We start from the raw sequence: 16,607 nt of genomic DNA, 5'->3' as shown, positions 1-16,607 counted from the left end.
ACACCCCTTCGCGAATCGAAACACGGAGCACCATGTCCGAAATCACCCAGGAGCAGGTCGCGCATCTCGCGAACCTCGCCCGGATCGCCCTGACACCCCAGGAGATCGAAAGCCTGACGAGCGAGCTCGGCTCGATCGTCGACAACGTCGCGAAGGTCTCCGAGGTGGCCACCCCCGAGGTGCCCGCCACCAGTCACCCGATCCCGCTGCAGAACGTCTACCGCGACGACGTGCCGGGCGAGACGCTCACCCCGGAGCAGGCGCTGGCCGGAGCCCCGGACCACGACGGCTCGCGCTTCCGCGTCACCGCGATTCTCGGAGAGGAGCAGTGATGAGCCACCACCACGACCTCATCCGTCTGTCGGCCGCCGCCCTCGCCGAGAAGCTCGGCGCCGGCGAGGTCAGCTCGGTCGAGGCCACCCAGGCGCACCTCGACCGCATTGCCGCTGTCGACGGCGACGTGCACGCCTTCCTCCACACGGCGTCGGAGGCGAGCCTCACCACCGCGGCCGCGATCGACGCCCGCCGAGCGGCCGGCGAGCAGCTGCATCCGCTGGCCGGCGTGCCGATCGCCATCAAAGACGTCATCGTGACGAACGACATGCCCACCACCAGCGGATCGAAGATCCTCGAGGGCTGGCTCCCGCCCTACGACGCCACCGTGATGGTGAAGCTCCGCGCCGCCGGGCTCGTGCCGATCGGCAAGACCAACATGGACGAGTTCGCGATGGGCTCCTCCACCGAACACTCCGCCTACGGCCCCACCCACAACCCCTGGGACCTCGAGCGCATCCCGGGTGGTTCGGGTGGTGGCAGCGCCGCAGCGGTCGCCGCGTTCGAGGCCCCACTCGCTCTCGGCTCCGACACGGGCGGTTCCATCCGTCAGCCGGCGCACATCACGGGCACCGTGGGCGTCAAGCCCACCTACGGCGGCGTCAGCCGCTACGGCGCCATCGCCCTGGCGTCGAGCCTCGACCAGATCGGGCCGGTCAGCCGCACGGTGCTCGACTCGGCGCTGCTGCACGACGTGATCGGCGGTCACGACCCGCACGACTCCACCTCCCTGACGGATGCGTGGCCCAGCATGGCCGAGGCCGTGCGTCGCGCCGACGTGAAAGGTCTCCGCATCGGCGTCATCAAGGAGCTCGACGGCGAGGGCTTCCAGGCCGGGGTGCTCGAGCGTTTCCGCGAGGCGCTCGACCTGCTCGCCGCCGCCGGTGCCGAGATCGTCGACGTGAGCCTGCCGAGCGTGGAGTACGCCATCGCGGCGTACTACCTGATCATGCCGGCCGAGGCCTCCAGCAATCTCGCGAAGTTCGACTCGGTGCGGTTCGGCCTGCGGGTGAACCCGCCCGGCGGCGGCACCGTCGAAGACGTGATGTCGGCCACCCGTGAAGCCGGCTTCGGCGCCGAGGCGAAGCGCCGCATCATCCTCGGCACCTACGCGCTCTCCGCCGGCTACTACGACGCCTACTACGGCAGCGCGCAGAAGGTGCGCACCCTCATCCAGCGTGACTTCGCCGCCGCGTTCGAGCAGGCCGACGTGCTCGTCTCGCCCACGGCGCCCACCACGGCGTTCAAGCTCGGCGAGAAGACCGGCGACCCGCTCTCGATGTACCTCAACGACATCGCCACCATCCCCGCCAATCTCGCCGGCATCCCGGGCATCTCGCTGCCCGTCGGCCTGGCGAAGGAGGACGGCCTGCCGGTGGGCATCCAGTTCCTCGCCCCGGCCCGCGAAGACGCCCGTCTCTACGGCGTCGGCGCCGCCCTCGAAGCCCTGCTCGAAGAGCGCTGGGGCCACACCCTGATCAGCCTCGCCCCCGACCTCGCCCCGGGCGAGATGTCGGCGGCCCAGGAAGGAGCCGTCTGATGGCCAAGGCGCAACTGATGGACTTCGACAAGGCGCTCGAGCTCTTCGAGCCGGTGCTCGGCTTCGAGGTGCACGTCGAGCTCAACACTCGCACCAAGATGTTCTCGACCGCTCCGAACTTCTTCGGCGGCGAACCCAACACCAACATCACGCCGGTCGACTTGGGGCTTCCGGGCTCCCTCCCGGTGGTGAACGGGCAGGCCGTGCGCTACAGCATCAGCCTCGGGCTGGCGCTCGGCTGCTCCATCGCGCCGTCGAGCCGCTTCGCGCGCAAGAACTACTTCTACCCCGACCTGGCGAAGAACTACCAGATCTCGCAGTACGACGAGCCGATCGCCTTCGAGGGCTCGGTCGACGTCGAACTCGCCGACGGCCGCACCTTCACAGTGCCGATCGAACGCGCGCACATGGAGGAGGACGCGGGCAAGCTGACGCACGTCGGCGGCGCGACCGGTCGCATCCAGGGCGCCGAGTACTCCCTCGTCGACTACAACCGTGCGGGAGTGCCGCTCGTCGAGATCGTCACGAAGCCGATCTACGGTGCGGGGGCGGATGCGCCGGAGCTCGCGAAGGCCTACGTCGCGACCATCCGCGACATCGTGGTGGCACTCGGCATCTCGGATGCGCGGATGGAGCGCGGCAACCTCCGCTGCGACGCCAACGTGTCCCTGCGCCCGCACGGCCAGGAGAAGCTCGGCACGCGCACCGAGACGAAGAACGTGAACTCGCTGCGTTCGGTGGAGCGGGCGGTGCGCTACGAGATCCAGCGCCAGGCGCAGATCCTCGCCGACGGCGGCACCATCATCCAGGAGACGCGGCACTGGCACGAAGACACCGGCACCACCTCGGCCGGCCGGCCGAAGTCCGACGCCGACGACTACCGCTACTTCCCCGAGCCCGACCTGCTGCCGGTGGTGCCCTCGGCCGAGCTGATCGAGGAGCTGCGTGCCGCGCTCCCCGAGCCGCCCGCCGCGCGGCGTCGTCGGCTCAAGCAGGAGTGGGGCTTCACCGACCTCGAGTTCCAGGACGTGCAGAACGCCGGGCTCCTCGTGGAGGTCGCGTCGACCGTCGAGGCCGGGGCGTCGCCGCAGGCCGCGCGCAAGTGGTGGTCGGGCGAGATCTCGCGCATCGCCAACGCCCGTGAGGTCGAGGCGTCGTCGCTGGTGGCGCCGGCGGATGTCGCGGCCCTCGTCGCTCTCATCGACAGTGGTGCCCTGAACGACCGCCTGGCCCGCCAGGTGCTCGAGGGCGTCATCGACGGCGAGGGTTCGCCGCAGGAGGTCGTGGATGCGCGGGGCCTCGCCGTGGTCTCCGACGACGGTGCCCTCATCGCCGCCATCGACGAGGCGCTCGCCGCTCAGCCCGACGTACTCGCCAAGATCAAGGACGGCAAGGTGCAGGCCGCCGGCGCCGTGATCGGTGCAGTGATGAAGGCGATGAAGGGTCAGGCCGACGCCGCGCGCGTGCGCGAACTGGTGCTGGAGCGCGCGAGCGCCGAGTAGAGCTGCCGGCGGTGCGGACGCGCCGCCGGCCCCCGAACGGGTGTCGGTGGTCGCTCGTAGAGTGACGGTATGGATGTTCTCGTAGCCCAGGTCATCGTCACGACGATCAGCGTCACCGGCGGTGCGCTCCTGGCCCTCCTGATCGACCGCGCGAAGGGCCGTCGCGTCGAGCTGGTGGCCGAGATCAACGCGTTGCGGCTGCTCACCATCGAGATCGCCTCCCGTCGTGCGTTCTCGCCTGAGCAGAGCGCAGGCGCCCTCACCATCGATCGCGCCGACCCCGACTCCGACCTCAACCGGGTCATGCGCTCGGTGGTGCTGCTGCGCAAGGAGGTGCGCACGGCGCGCCGCGCATTGCGGGGGCAGTCGGCGGCGTGGAATCCCCTCAACGACATGGTGGCGGCCTGCAACATCTTCATCGAGAACGTCGACGAGCGCCCGGCATCGATCGTCGTCGAACTCGAGATCCTCCGCAGCGATCTCGATGCACTGCTCGTCGAACTCTGCGCGGTGCACCCGAAAGAACTCGTCTACCGGCCCGCGGGCTCCACCGCCTACCGCCGCCCCTCCGAACTGCGCAGCTGAGCCCGCGTGCTGTGACGGGTGGCAGCCGTCTCAGACCGCGACGCGGTCGTCCCGGCCGGTCAGCGCGAGCAGTCGCGACTGCAGCGGCGCATCCTCCGGCACCGGCACGCTCGGCGCGTACAGCCCGCTCGCCTCGAGGGTGTCACGCTGGGGTTCGAACACCGTCCACACCGCCTCGATCAACTCCGTGTCGAGGCGTTCGTCGGCGCCGATGGCACGGGCGAGATCCCAGGTGTGGATGGTGACGTCGGAGACCTGCTCCTTCAGGTAGTCGATCACGGCGACCGTGTCGTACGACAGGTTCACCTCCGCGTCGGGCTCGGCGTCGTGCCACGCGGTCGTCGCCGCCAGCGAGTACAGCCGCCACTCCTGCAGCAGGTCCCCGCCGAGCGGCCGCAGCCGGCCCTTGGCCTGGCGCGTCGTGAGCCCGGAGAGCAGCCACGGCACCCACTGCTGCTCCTCGATCACGTGGCTGACCAGCTGAGCCACGTTCCACTCCGTGTCGGGCGTCGGCGCCGACCAGTCGGTCACGGCCGCGACCCGCGCGGCGAACTCGCGGTGGGCGCGCTCCTGCAGGCGCAGCCAAGCGCTCGCCTCGGGCTTCGGGGTGGGTGCAGCAGTCATGCGGGGCTCCTTCGATCTCTATTGTCAATGACCGCGCCCGGATGCGCATTCCGGCCGTGCGTGCGCCGGGCTCCGGATACGCGGCCAGCGAACACCGATAGGGTCGCCCTGTGCACAATCGACCCGCTCTCATCACCCGGCCCCTCACCGAGGCCGATGTGGAACGCCTCCTCGAGCTCAACCATGCCGCCGTGCCGGCGGTGAACGACATCGGTGCCGACGAACTCCGCACGCTGCTCGGTCAGTCCCGTGTCGCCGTCGGCGTGACGGATGCGCACGCCGATCCCGCGCATCCGGAGGCCCTGCTCGGATTCGTGCTCGCCCTCCCGCCGGGTGTCGACTACGCGAGCGAGAACTACCGTTGGTTCAGCCAGCGGGGCGACCGCTTCCTCTACGTCGACCGCATCGTGGTGGCCGACGGGCGACGCGGTGCCGGCATCGGGCAGCTGCTCTACGACGCCGTCTTCGACGCCGCGGCGGCCGACGGTGCCACCGAGGTGGATTGCGAGGTCAACGTCGAACCGCCGAACCCGGGTTCGCTGGTGTTCCACGGCCGGCTCGGCTTCGTCGAGGTGGGCCGTCAGGCCACCAAGGGCGGCTCGGTCGTGGTGGCCCTGCTTGCTCGCCCGGCCGCAATCGGCTGATTGCCAGGAAGGACGAGCCAGGGCCGATCCGCCCCGTGATTCCGCGGATCGCGTCGCCCGATTCTTTTCCGGAAACGCTCGATCACCCCCGAACAGGGCACGCCACCCAATCCACCCCGGCGTCCCGCCCCGGACCCCTTGCGCACCGGATGAACCCGGTGAGATCGACAAGACAAGGAGTTCGACCATGAAGAAGACCACCACTCGTGCCGGAATCGTCGGAGCAGCGGGCCTCGGTGCCGCCGCCCTCGTCATCGGGGGCATCGCCGCCCCGGCACTCGCGGCTGACGTCGACGACTCGGGCAACTCGAGTGAGTCGAGCTACAGCGGTTCGCTCGACTCGGCCCTGCAGAACACTCTCGACTTCCTGAACGGCGACTCGTCGGTGGGCAACGGCGTGCTGCTCTCGCCGAGCACCTCGGCCGACGGCACCTCGATCGGCGGCGGCGGACTGCTGAACGCGCCGCTCGTGGAGGGCCCGCTGGTCAGCGACTCGCTGAACGGTGACGCGCTCTCGGGCAACGACATCGGCTCGGGCAACGACGTGCCCGTCGGTTCGGGCAACGACGTCTCCGCCCCGGTCGGCTCCGGCAACGACGTCTCAGCACCGGTCGATGCCCCCGTCGGTTCGGGCAACGACACCTCCGTCGACGCCCCGGTCGGCTCGGGTAACGACACCTCTGTCGACACCGGCGACGCGGATGTCTCGGGTGGCGACACGACGACCGACATCGGCACCGAGGTCGGCGACGTCGTCGATGACGTCACGAGCGGCATCTCCGACGGCATCGGCGTCGACCTCGGCGGCATCCTGGGCGACTGACCTTCTCCGGAACGCCGAAATCCGCCCTGGGGCATCAGCTCCCAGGGCGGATTTCTGCGGTGTGGGTGCCCGTCTCAGGTGAGGCGGTGCGCCGGCGAGGTCGTCTTGGCGGGGTCGCGTTCGGCGAGGTCACCGATGATCTCGTCGATGCGCGCCAGCACCTCGGGCGAGAGCGTGACGCCCGACGCCTTGACGTTGGAGGAGACCTGCTCCGGCCGCGACGCGCCGATGAGCGCCGACGCCACGTTGTCGTTCGCGAGCACCCACGCGATGGCGAGCTGCGCGAGCGTCAGGTCGAGTTCGGCGGCGACCGGTGCGAGCTGCTGCACGCGCTCGAGCACCTCGTCGCGCATCCAGGTCTTCACCATGTCGGCGCCGCCCTTCTCGTCGGTCGCCCGGCTGCCCGAGGGCGCCGGCTGGCCAGGCAGGTACTTGCCGGTCAGCACCCCCTGGGCGACCGGCGACCACACGATCTGCGAGATACCGAGCTCGCGCGAGGTGGGCACGACCTCCTCCTCGATCACCCGCCACAGCATGGAGTACTGCGGCTGGTTCGAGATGAGCTGGAAGCCGAGCTCCTTCGAGAGCGCGTGGGCCGCGCGCAACTGCGACGCGTTCCATTCGCTCACGCCGATGTAGAGCGCCTTGCCCTGCCGCACGATGTCGGCGAAGGCCTGCATCGTCTCTTCGAGCGGGGTCTCGTAGTCGTAGCGGTGCGCCTGGTAGAGGTCGACGTAGTCGGTCTTGAGGCGCCGCAGCGACGCGTTGATCGACTCGCTGATGTGCTTGCGGGAGAGGCCGGTGTCGTTGGGCCCGAGGGGGCCGGTGGGGAAGTAGACCTTCGTGAAGATCTCGAGCGACTCGCGCCGCTGCCCGGCCAGGGCATCGCCGAGCACGGTCTCGGCGGCCGTGTTGGCGTACGCATCCGCCGTGTCGAACGTCGTGATGCCCGCATCGAGGGCGGCCTGCACGCACTGCGCGGCCGTGTCGTTCTCGACCTGCGACCCGTGGGTCAGCCAGTTGCCGTAGGTGATCTCCGAGATCTTGAGTCCGCTGTTACCGAGGTATCGATACTTCATACCCCACAACTTACTCCCGACCGGAGAGCGCCCGAACGGCCTGTCGTGCCGAAAGCGTCGGCAGGTAGGCACGCCCCAGTGCCAGGCCGATCGCGGGCAGGGTGAGCGGGTCGCTGTAGCAGAGGTAGAGCTGCTGGAACGAGGGCTGGAACTTCATCTTGAACCGCAGCAGCGACCGGAACCCGTACACCGGCTCGAGCGTGCGGCTGAGGAAGGGCAGGATGCCCGTGGCCTGCTCCTCGCGCCCGGACCCCGCCACGGCGAGCGGTGCGCCGGAGAGGCTGACGAACGACACACCTTCGTCGCGTGCCCGGAGGATCGTCTGCGCGATCAAGAACTCCATCAAACCGTTCATGCTGTCGGGCCGCCGCCGCATGAAGTCGAGGGTCCAGCCCACCACACGTCCGTCGCTGTAGGTCGGCAGCCAGCTCGTCACCCCCTGCACCCGGTTCGATTCGTCGAGCGCCACCATGAGCCGCACCTCGGGTGCGAGCAGCTCGTCCACCCCACCGAGGGTGAACCCCATCTCCGGCAGGTCCTTCTCCGCCACCCACAACTCCGAGATCTCTTGGATCTGCGCCGTCACGAACGGCCCGAACTCCCCGTACGACCGCCATTCGGCGCGCACGCCCTCCTTCGCCGCGCGGTTGATCGAGGTGCGGATGTCCTGCATCTTCTTGCCCTCGAGCGACCACTCGGCCGGGTGCACGATCGTCTCCTCGGCCACCCGCAACGACGACCAGCCGGCCTCGCCCAGGGCGTCGCGCACCGCATCCGTCACCGAGTAGAACGCCGGGGTCCACCCGCGGTCGGTGCAGTAGGTCGCGAACGCGAAGGCGGTCGACGGATGCGCGGGCTCGGGCCCCAGCGGGTCCCCGGTGGTGATGGCCACGTTGTTCACCACGCGGTAGGCCACCGCGCCGCCGTCGGGCGCGAACCAGTAGTGGTTGCCGGTCCAGGTCGTCATCCAGGAGAGCGTGCCGCCCGATCCGGCCCGCAGGAGCTCCCGCACCCGCGCCTCGTCGGTGACCGCGCCGGGCGGATGCACGTGCCGCATGCTGAGGAACGCCAGCACGATGAGCGCCCCCCAGAACACGGGCCCCACCCACTGCGAGGCGATGACCGCCACCGGCCCCACCGGGAAGATGTCCTTCGGCTCGAACGACAGGAAGCTCACCGGCACGAAGCGCTCCGGCAAATCGAGCAGCAGGTCGCCGAGCTCGGCCGTCGGGCTGAACTGGCCGCGGGCCGGGTAGACGATCGCGAGGTACAGCAGCGACAGACCCACGAACAGCACCGCGACGAGCCCGAAGAACCGCAGCGTCGACCAGGCGCCGACCTCGGCGGGGAAGAGGCGGAGCGACGCCACGAGAACGATCGCGATCACGAGCGGCACCAGCGCCGACACCGTCTCGAACGGCCGGAAGTCATCGGCGGCCGCGGTCTGGAACGCCGTGTACTCCGAACTCGACAGGAGCGGCAGGAACCCGTAGTAGACGGCGGCGAGGAAGGTCAGCGCGACATTGATCCAGACCGCGAGCCAGAGTGCCACCCGCCGCCCGCGCTGGATGCCCCACGCCGCCACGAGCAGGGCGACCAGGGGCAGCAGGGTGAGCAGCACGGCACCCGGGCCGTCGAGGCGAGACAGCGCGAGGGCGTTCACGCAGTGGCGGGTGTAATCGCCCGTCTGGCAGTGCGCCGCGATGGCGGCGTAGTCGCGCAGCGGGTCGCGGAAGAGCAGCCCGAGCGGGTTGAGCACCCCGGTGCTGGTGGGCGCCGCGATGGTCACCAGCGGTCCGAGCGCGGTCACGGCGACGACCGCGGCGAGCAGGGTGCGCGTCTCGCGGCGGGTGGCCCGGGGGCGGCGCACCACGAGACGCGTGCGGGCGAGCACCAGGCCGAGCAGCAGTCCGACGACCGCCGCGAACAACCGGTACAGGTCGGAGGGGTGCCCCGAGTACAGCACGAAGACGAGGATGACGGCGAACCCGACGATCCGCACCCGCCGCTTCAGCAGTGGCCCGGCGAACGCGCTCGCGGCCATCACCACACCGACCACGGCGATGATCGGGTCGACGGTGCGGTGGGTGCGCGTGATCTCGGCCGAGTAGAGGTCGAGCACCACGCCGAGCTCCTCGGCGACGAGTCCGAGCACGATGCCGAGCACGGTCACCGTCACGAACGCGACGACGGTGCGCCAGTGCCCCATCCGGCGCTCGGCCCAGCCGAGCCCGATCACGATGGCGACCGCCACGAACACCAGCACCACCGGGTTCCAGACGAAGAACACCGAGGTGATGGTCGAGACCCAGTCGTGGTTCACGAACACGGTGTCGAACCCGGTCGATACGAATGCATCGATCCCGCCGCGCGCCCGGCCGGGGCGCATCGTCAACCGCACGATGCTCGCGGCGAGCACGAGCCCGAGCACCACCCAGGTGACCGGTATCGAGCGCGCCCGGCCCGCCGCCTCGCGCAGGAGGCGACCGCGCGCATCCGCTGTGCCAGGGGTGGGGGAGAGTGTCATTGCCGCACCTGCTCAGCGTCTCACCGGTTGAGGCCCCAGTGATCGGCGATGAGGCCGAGTCCCTGTGCGAAGACGTACGACCAGGTGGTGGCGTCGTGGCCGCTGCCCGGCGCCTCGACGTAGGTGGCCGTCATTCCGGCGGCCTGCGCGTCGTTGTAGAGGGTCTGGATGCCCGGCAGGTAAGCGCTGTCGTCGCTGCCCACTCCGAACACGGCGAACATGTCGCTGTAGGGGGCGTGCGCGGCCATGATCGCGGCGGGGTAGGCCGCGGCGTACTTCGCGGCATCGCCCCCGAAGCCCTTGTCGATGGTGGTCTGCGCGTCGCCGATCTTCGGGAACTCCTCACCGGAGGCGTCGAGGATGGCGCCGAAGAGTTCCGGATGCGCGGCGCCCAGCTGGATCGAGCAGGTGCCCCCTTGCGAGTACCCGCCGATGCCCCAGTAGTGCGGGTTCGGGAGCACGGGGAGGTTGGCCGTGATCCAGGCCGGCACGTCGACCGTGAGGTAGGTGGCGGAGTTGCCGATCGGCGAGTCGACGCACATCGGGTTGACGGTGGGGGCGCTGAGCTGGTCGGGCGACACCACGATCGGCGCGAGACCCTGGTGGGCAGCGGCGTAGGCATCGAGGCTCTGGCGGAGCTTCGCGGTGTTGAGGGGCGCATCCGGGCTTCCGGGCTGGCCCGAGAGCATGATGAGCACGGGGAGCTTCGGCGGGTTCGCGGTGAGGGCGGCCGGCGGGAGGTAGACCACGGCGTTCCGGGCGGGGAACTTCGAGACCGTGGCGGGGATGGCGACCTCGCCCACGGCGCCCTGGGCGGGCAGGTCGGCGGGCGCGGTCCACGTCGCGATGCTGGGCTGCGTGGCCGGGTCGGGCTTCGCGATGGTGGGCAGCACGTCGCCCGCGTAGGCGCTGAGGCCGAGCGCGCTGCGGAGGGTGGGGTACTGGCCGAAGTCGATGTTGATGGTCATGGCGGTGGTGCCGGCGAACAGGATGATCGCGAGCACCGCGGCGATGCGGCGCCGCCAGGTGCCGCGCCAGAACGAGGCGATCGCCACACCGAAGCCGGCGAAGCCGATGGCGATCCAGGTGCGCACGGTGAGGGTCAGTTCGGCGCCGAACAGGTCGAGGGTGTCGTTGAGCAGCCAGGTGAGCCCGACACCGACCGCCGCGCCGACGACCGCCGCGAGCAGGGCGGCGACGAACCAGTAGGAGCGCCGCCAGCGTGGGCCGGGGCGCACGACCAGGAGAAGGAGAGCGGCGAGGGCTGCGACCGCGTACACCGCGATGACGAAGGGCCCCGAGAGGAGCCCGACGTCGAGGAGTGCTGTCACAGATGGTTCCTGTCGGCTCGGCGCGCGCGGCCGGCGATGGCCGGGCGTCGATCAGTATTTTCCTACGGACTGGGCGATCTCTGGGAGAACGCCGTTTAGGCTCGGGGTATGGATGCGGAACTGTCGGCTCCCGGGGGCGATCCCGGTCGCGTCGCCGAGCCCAGTCCGCCCATCCTGCACGTCGACATGGACGCGTTCTTCGCCTCGGTGGAGTTGCTGTCGCATCCGGAACTCCGCGGCAAACCGGTCATCGTGGGCGGCCGTTCGGCACGCGCGGTCGTCACCAGCGCGACCTACGAGGCGCGGGCGTTCGGCGTGCACTCGGCGATGCCGGTGGGCGCGGCGCTGCGGCTGTGCCCGAAGGCGATCGTGCTCGAGCCGCACATGCAGCTCTACCGCGACGCGTCCCGCACGGTGATGGCGCTGTTCCGCGAGGTGACGCCGCTGGTCGAGCCGCTGAGCATCGACGAGGCCTTCCTCGACGTGGCGGGGGCGCGGCGGTTGCTCGGGGAATCCGACGTCATCGCCGCCCGGCTGCGGGAGCGGGTGCTGGCCGAGACCGGGCTGACCTGCTCGGTCGGGGTGGCGCCGACCAAGTTCATGGCGAAGCTCGCCTCGGGCCGGGCCAAACCCGACGGCATGCTCGTCATCCGGCCGTCGGAGGTGCTCGCGTACCTGCATCCGCTGCCGGTGCGAGCGCTCTGGGGGGTGGGCGGGAAGACCGCCGAGCAGCTCGAGCGACTGGGTTTGCGCACCGTCGGCGACATCGCCGACACACCGCAGGATGCCCTGGTGCGCGCTCTGGGCGAGGCCACCGGCACCCGGCTGCACGAGCTCTCCCGGGGCATCGACCCGCGGTCGGTGGAGACCGTGAGTCAGGAGAAGAGCATCGGGCACGAGCGCACCTTCGACGTCGACGAGCGTTCACCGGAGGTGCTGCGGCGGGAACTGCTGCACCAGTCGAACCGTGTCGCGGCCCGGCTGCGGGCGGGTGGCCTCGTCGGTCGCACCGTCGCGCTGAAGCTGCGCTTCGCCGACTTCACCACGATCTCGCGCTCCCGCACCCTCGACGAGCCCACCGATCTGGGCAAACGCATCTTCGACGAGGTCTCGGCCATCTACGAGGCCGTCGGTGCGCGCGGCGAACCGATCCGGCTGATCGGCGTGCGGGTGGAGCAGCTCGCCGAGGCGGGTGCGACCCTGCACCAGCCCGCGCTCTGGGCCGACGAGACCGCCCCCTCGGAAGGCTGGCGCGATGCCGAGCGCACCATCGACCGCGTCACCGCGCGCTTCGGCACCGACATCGTGCGCCCCGCCTCGCTCGTCAACGCCCCGCGCTCGGGCGAGACCGCCGACCGCAACGGCACCCGCCGCTGACGCGTCCCGCGCCCGCGCGGGCGCCCGCGGTGCGTGTCAGGGGCGGGCGACCGCCGCGGAGTGCGGGGGGAGGGCCGTGAGCGCCGCGGGCAGGGGGAGCCCGCGCAGGGCCTCGTGGCTCGCGAAGACGGGGGTGCCGAAGCCGGGCGCGATCGCGGCGAGGTCGACCGGCGCGTCCGAGAAGTTGACCGCGACGACGAGCGGCGGGCGCTCGAGCACCAACCAGCGCGCCGCCTCGTCGAAGCGCACGTGAACGTCGGCCAGCCGGAGCTCCTCGCCGGGCGGCAACGTCGCCCGGATCGCCCCCAACGCACGGTAGACCTCGAGCACCGCCCGGTGCTCCGGATGCTCGGAATCGTCGATCTCACTCCAGTCGAGCTTCGAGCGCTCGAAGGTCTCGGGGTCTTGCGGGTCGGGCACCACCGACTCGTCCCAGCCCATCTTCGCGAACTCGGCGATGCGCCCCTCGGCGGTCGCGGTGCCGAGCTCAGGCTCCGGGTGCGAGGTGAAGAACTGCCACGGCGTCGACGCCGCCCACTCCTCGCCCATGAAGAGCATCGGGGTGAACGGGCCGAGCAACGTCAGCGTGGCCGCGATCGCGAGATCGTCCGGCGACAACGTCGCGGTCAGGCGGTCGCCGATCGCGCGGTTGCCGATCTGGTCGTGGTTCTGCGATGCCACCACCAGGCGCCAGGGCGCGGTGCGGGCACGATCGAGTTCGACCCCGTGCATCCGCCCGCGGAAGCTCGACCAGGTGCCGTCGTGGAAGAACCCGCGCTCGAGCACCTTCGCCAGCGCCCCCACCGAGTCGAAGTCGGCGTAGTACCCGCTCGTCTCGCCCGTGAGGTTGACGTGCACGGCGTGGTGGAAGTCATCGCTCCACTGCCCGTCGAGCCCGTACCCCTCGTCGCGCTCGAGGAACATGACCGGGTCGTTCAGGTCGGACTCGGCGATGAGCGCGCGCCGGATGCCGGTGGCCCCCGACAGCTCCGCCGCCGCGGCGCCGAGCTCGGCGAGCAGGTGCACCGGCCCGCCGTCGACCAGCGCGTGCACCGCGTCCAGTCGCAGCCCGTCGACATGGTAATCGCCGAGCCACATCAGCGCGTTGTCGATGATGAAGCGCCGCACCTCTGACGAGCCCTCGTGGTCGAGGTTCACCGAGGTGCCCCAGGTGTTGCTCGAGGCGTCGTTGAGGTACGGGCCGAACAGCGGCAGGTAGTTGCCGCTTGGGCCGAGGTGGTTGTACACGACGTCCTGGATGACGGCGAGCCCGGCCGCGTGGCAGGCGTCGACGAAGCGGCGGTACGCCTCCGGGCCGCCGTAGCCCTCGTGCACCGTGAACCACGCGACCCCGTCGTAACCCCAGTTGTGGGTGCCGTTGAAGCCGTTCACCGGGAGCAGCTCGACGTGGGTGACGCCGATCGAGCGCAGGTGCTCGAGCCGCCCGGCCGCGGCGTCGAGGGTGCCCTCGGGGGTGAAGGTGCCGAGGTGCAGCTCGTAGATCTCGGCGTGGTCGATGGGGGAGCCGCGCCAGGCGGCGTCGGCCCAGACGTGCTCGGTCGGGTCGTCGGTGCGCGAGAGCCCGTGCACCCCGTGCGGCTGCCGGCGCGAGCGCGGGTCGGGGTAGGGGCCTGCGCCATCGAGCAGGTAGCCGTAGTCGACGCCGGCCCGCCAAGCAGGGGCGTCGGCCCCGGGCCGCCACCAGCCATCGTCTCCGCGGGTCATCGGATGCGCGGTCCGCGGCCCCCCGCCCGTGCCGTCGGCGGCGCCGGGGCTGTCGTCACCCCCGACGATCAGCTCCACCCGCTCGGCGCGCGGCGCCCAGACGTCGAAATCGCGGTCGCCCATCACTCGTCGATCCTCTCCAGAAGCGCTACGGGGTAGCGTTCGAGCAACGCGGCGAGGCGTACCTCGCGCCCGTCGAACACCCGGCCGGTCAGCGCATCCACGTAACCGCTGACGGTTTCGGGCAGCTCGAGCGTCGTGTCGTCCCAGCCGCCGCGCCGATCCAGCCCGAGGGGGAGGCGGGTGGCGACGGTGACGGCGCCGCCACGGTCGAAGGCGAGCACGTGCTCGGCGGCCGTGCCCCGCGCCTCGAGGCCGCGGTACCCGGTGAACAGCTCGGGCCGATCGCGCCGGACGCGCAGGGCCGCGTGCACCACGAGTTGCTTCGCGGCGCCGGTCTCGTCGACCTGCGGCGGTTCGCCGGCCTCCAGGAGCCCGAGCAGCTCGGAGCGCTCGTCGAAGTCGACGGGCCGGCGGTTGTCGGGGTCGACCAGCGAGAGATCCCACAGTTCGCTGCCCTGGTAGACATCGGGAACTCCGGTGGTGGTGAGCTGCACGAGCTTGGCCGAGAGCGAGTTGCTCCAGCCCGCGGCCCGGATGAGGGCGAGCTGGCCTTCCAGCACCCCGCGCGGGATCGGGTCGGTGTAGACGGCGTCGATGGCCTCGATCATCCGCTCTTCGAACTCGGGATTCGGGTCGAGCCAGTTCGTCGACACCCCCGCCTCGCGCACCGCCTTCAGCGCGTAGGCCTGCGCGCGCTCGCGGGAGAGCGGCCACCCTCCGACGAGCGCCTGCCAGAGCAGGTTCTCGAACGAGGCGTCGCCGAGCGGCAGCAGCCCCTGCAGCTTGCTGAGCGTGCCCGCCCAGCCCGCGGGGATCTCGGCGAGCACCGAGATGCGCGCCCGCACGTCTTCGGAGCGCTTGGTGTCGTGCGTGGAGAGCGTGGTCATCGAGTTCGGCACGGTGTCGAGCCGGCGCTTCTGCGCGGCGTGGAACTCGGCCGGCGAGAGGCTCCACAGATCGGGGTCGGCGCCCACCTCGGTGAGGCTCGTGAGCCGGGTGAAGCGGTAGAACGCCGTGTCTTCGACGCCCTTGGCCATCACCATGCCCGAGGTCTGCTGAAAGCGGATGCTCGGCGCCGTGCCCGTGCGCCCCAGCACCTCCGCGGTCTCCACCAGCACCGCATCGAGGTCGGGCCGGTTGTCGCGGGCGAGCGCGAGCGCGTGGTCGAGGTGCTCGCGCCCGGCGGGCAGGTAGGAGCGATACACCGGGAAGCACGCCAGGAGCTCGGCCAGTGCATCCGCCACCAGCGCGCTCTCGGTGGGCGTCGGGAGGCCGCCGGTGCGGTCGATGTCGCGTGCGAGCCGCAGCACCTCGGCGCGGAGGATGCCGTCGGCGATGCCCCGCTTGGTGCCGTGGATCATGGTGTGCCAGGCGTGCTCGCCGTCACCCGCCGGCACCAGGGCCAGCTCGGTGAGCGGCACCTCGCCGGCCGGGTCGACGAACACGCGGTCGATGCCGGCCAGCGCGTCGTACCCCGTGGTGCCGGCCGCTGGCCAGTCGGGTTCGAGCGGCTCGTCGCCCTCGAGGATCTTCTCGATCAGGATGTAGGCGCCGCCCGTGAGCTCCGACAACCGCTCGATGTAGCCGCCGGGGTCGGCGAGGCCGTCGGGGTGGTCGACGCGCAGGCCGTCGACGAGTCCCTCCCGGAACCATCGGCCGATCTCGGCGTGCGACTCGTCGAACACCCACGGCTCCTCGACCCGGATGGCGGCGAGCGACGACACGGCGAAGAACCGGCGGTAGTTGAGGTCGGTGCTCTCGCGGCGCCAGCTCATCAGCTCGTAGTGCTGACGGTCGTGCACGGTGCGGGCGTCGGCGCCGTCGTCGGCGGTGCCGGGCGCGACGGGGAAACGGTGGTCGTAGTAGGCCAGCACGGCCGCGCCGTCGGCCCCCCGCTCGACGCGCAGCGCATCGAGCTCGTCGTCACCCTCGCCGAGCACGGGGAGCCGCAGGCGCCCCTCGCCCGCCGCCCAGTCGATGTCGAAGGCCTCGGCGTAGCGCGAACCCTGCCCGGAGGTCAGGACATCCCACCACCAGGGGTTCTGCGCCGGCGTGGCGACTCCGACATGGTTGGGCACGATGTCGACGAGCACACCGAGGCCCGCCTCGTGCGCCGCCTCGGACAGGGCCCGCAGGCCCTCCGCACCGCCGCGGGACTCATCGACCCGCGAGTGGTCGGTGACGTCGTAACCGTGCTGCGACCCCTCCTCGGCCTGGAGCACGGGGGAGAGGTAGACCCAGTCCACGCCGAGGCGCGCCAGGTACGGGATCTGGCGCGCCGCGTCCCAGAGGGTGAAGTCGGCGGTGAGCTGGAAGCGGTACGTGGAGCGGGGGATGCGCATCCGGAGTCCTTGTCTGAGGGAGGAACTACGAGGTCGATGGGCCGGGCGGCCG

The 16,607-nt window shown here is 70.9% G+C and carries 13 protein-coding genes; 7 read left to right on the top strand and 6 right to left on the bottom strand.

The window, feature by feature from the left end:
* Positions 1–32: 32 nt before the first annotated feature.
* The 4 genes from gatC (at position 33) to AC3WLB_RS01925 (ending at position 3,960) form a co-directional block, all read left to right on the top strand.
* Positions 33–332 (top strand): Asp-tRNA(Asn)/Glu-tRNA(Gln) amidotransferase subunit GatC, encoded by a 300-nt coding sequence (gatC, locus tag AC3WLB_RS01940; RefSeq protein ID WP_022896178.1) that lies wholly within the window; start codon positions 33–35, stop codon positions 330–332.
* Positions 332–1,873 (top strand): Asp-tRNA(Asn)/Glu-tRNA(Gln) amidotransferase subunit GatA, encoded by a 1,542-nt coding sequence (gene gatA / locus AC3WLB_RS01935; RefSeq protein WP_492502786.1) that lies wholly within the window; start codon positions 332–334, stop codon positions 1,871–1,873. The genes gatC and gatA overlap by 1 nt, the downstream gene beginning before the upstream one ends.
* Complete coding sequence (gatB, locus tag AC3WLB_RS01930) at positions 1,873–3,375, top strand: Asp-tRNA(Asn)/Glu-tRNA(Gln) amidotransferase subunit GatB (RefSeq protein WP_022896180.1); 1,503 nt, start codon at positions 1,873–1,875, stop codon at positions 3,373–3,375. Before gatA ends, gatB begins: the two co-directional genes overlap by 1 nt.
* A 69-nt stretch (positions 3,376–3,444) precedes the next feature.
* Positions 3,445–3,960 (top strand): hypothetical protein, encoded by a 516-nt coding sequence (locus tag AC3WLB_RS01925; RefSeq protein WP_492502784.1) that lies wholly within the window; start codon positions 3,445–3,447, stop codon positions 3,958–3,960.
* 30 nt (positions 3,961–3,990) lie between these two features.
* Here the strand turns inward: AC3WLB_RS01925 and AC3WLB_RS01920 are convergent, their stop codons facing one another.
* Positions 3,991–4,584 carry a TIGR03086 family metal-binding protein gene (locus AC3WLB_RS01920; protein ID WP_022896182.1) on the bottom strand — a complete coding sequence of 198 codons (594 nt, stop codon included), beginning with the start codon at positions 4,582–4,584 and terminating at the stop codon, positions 3,991–3,993.
* A 110-nt stretch (positions 4,585–4,694) separates the two neighbouring features.
* Between AC3WLB_RS01920 and AC3WLB_RS01915 the strand changes: the two genes are divergently transcribed.
* Together AC3WLB_RS01915 and AC3WLB_RS01910 are read left to right on the top strand one after the other, a co-directional pair.
* The gene (locus AC3WLB_RS01915; RefSeq protein ID WP_492502781.1) at positions 4,695–5,228 is read left to right on the top strand and encodes a GNAT family N-acetyltransferase; all 534 of its coding nucleotides are present in this window, start codon (positions 4,695–4,697) and stop codon (positions 5,226–5,228) included.
* Positions 5,229–5,415: 187 nt separating this feature from the next.
* Positions 5,416–6,051 carry a hypothetical protein gene (locus AC3WLB_RS01910; protein WP_492502780.1) on the top strand — a complete coding sequence of 212 codons (636 nt, stop codon included), beginning with the start codon at positions 5,416–5,418 and terminating at the stop codon, positions 6,049–6,051.
* Positions 6,052–6,125: 74 nt separating this feature from the next.
* On the opposite strand, the gene AC3WLB_RS01905 is transcribed toward AC3WLB_RS01910, so the two are convergent.
* From AC3WLB_RS01905 to AC3WLB_RS01895, 3 genes are read right to left on the bottom strand one after another with little or no spacing between them, the layout of a single operon-like run.
* The gene (locus tag AC3WLB_RS01905) at positions 6,126–7,130 is read right to left on the bottom strand and encodes an aldo/keto reductase family protein (protein WP_492502778.1); all 1,005 of its coding nucleotides are present in this window, start codon (positions 7,128–7,130) and stop codon (positions 6,126–6,128) included.
* A gap of 10 nt (positions 7,131–7,140) precedes the next feature.
* A complete protein-coding gene (locus tag AC3WLB_RS01900) occupies positions 7,141–9,657 on the bottom strand; it encodes a bifunctional lysylphosphatidylglycerol flippase/synthetase MprF (RefSeq protein ID WP_492502776.1) in 2,517 nt (838 codons plus the stop codon).
* A 20-nt stretch (positions 9,658–9,677) separates the two neighbouring features.
* On the bottom strand, positions 9,678–10,988 hold the full coding sequence (locus tag AC3WLB_RS01895) for an alpha/beta hydrolase (RefSeq protein WP_492502774.1): 1,311 nt from the start codon (positions 10,986–10,988) through the stop codon (positions 9,678–9,680).
* Between the two features lie 108 nt (positions 10,989–11,096).
* Here AC3WLB_RS01895 and AC3WLB_RS01890 point away from each other — a divergent pair, with 108 nt between their 5' ends.
* A complete protein-coding gene (locus AC3WLB_RS01890; RefSeq protein ID WP_492502772.1) occupies positions 11,097–12,365 on the top strand; it encodes a DNA polymerase IV in 1,269 nt (422 codons plus the stop codon).
* A 36-nt stretch (positions 12,366–12,401) separates the two neighbouring features.
* On the opposite strand, the gene treZ is transcribed toward AC3WLB_RS01890, so the two are convergent.
* Positions 12,402–14,213, bottom strand: coding sequence for a malto-oligosyltrehalose trehalohydrolase (gene treZ, locus AC3WLB_RS01885; RefSeq protein WP_492502770.1), 1,812 nt, complete (start codon positions 14,211–14,213; stop codon positions 12,402–12,404).
* The gene (gene treY / locus AC3WLB_RS01880) at positions 14,213–16,555 is read right to left on the bottom strand and encodes a malto-oligosyltrehalose synthase (RefSeq protein WP_492502768.1); all 2,343 of its coding nucleotides are present in this window, start codon (positions 16,553–16,555) and stop codon (positions 14,213–14,215) included. The genes treZ and treY overlap by 1 nt, the downstream gene beginning before the upstream one ends.
* Between the last annotated feature and the right edge of the window lie 52 nt (positions 16,556–16,607).

The organism is Herbiconiux sp. FW305-C-125 (genome assembly GCF_058783455.1).
Note: the sequence above shows the minus strand (reverse complement) of the source record. Positions and strands in the feature narration are given on the sequence as shown.

Coding starts and splice junctions, on each gene's coding strand:
- AC3WLB_RS01920 (WP_022896182.1), bottom strand. CDS start 4,584: ATGACTGCTGCACCCACCCCGAAGCCCGAGGCGAGCGCTTGGCTGCGC.
- AC3WLB_RS01910 (WP_492502780.1), top strand. CDS start 5,416: ATGAAGAAGACCACCACTCGTGCCGGAATCGTCGGAGCAGCGGGCCTC.
- AC3WLB_RS01905 (WP_492502778.1), bottom strand. CDS start 7,130: ATGAAGTATCGATACCTCGGTAACAGCGGACTCAAGATCTCGGAGATC.
- gatC (WP_022896178.1), top strand. CDS start 33: ATGTCCGAAATCACCCAGGAGCAGGTCGCGCATCTCGCGAACCTCGCC.
- AC3WLB_RS01925 (WP_492502784.1), top strand. CDS start 3,445: ATGGATGTTCTCGTAGCCCAGGTCATCGTCACGACGATCAGCGTCACC.
- gatA (WP_492502786.1), top strand. CDS start 332: ATGAGCCACCACCACGACCTCATCCGTCTGTCGGCCGCCGCCCTCGCC.
- gatB (WP_022896180.1), top strand. CDS start 1,873: ATGGCCAAGGCGCAACTGATGGACTTCGACAAGGCGCTCGAGCTCTTC.
- treY (WP_492502768.1), bottom strand. CDS start 16,555: ATGCGCATCCCCCGCTCCACGTACCGCTTCCAGCTCACCGCCGACTTC.
- treZ (WP_492502770.1), bottom strand. CDS start 14,213: ATGGGCGACCGCGATTTCGACGTCTGGGCGCCGCGCGCCGAGCGGGTG.
- AC3WLB_RS01900 (WP_492502776.1), bottom strand. CDS start 9,657: ATGACACTCTCCCCCACCCCTGGCACAGCGGATGCGCGCGGTCGCCTC.
- AC3WLB_RS01890 (WP_492502772.1), top strand. CDS start 11,097: ATGGATGCGGAACTGTCGGCTCCCGGGGGCGATCCCGGTCGCGTCGCC.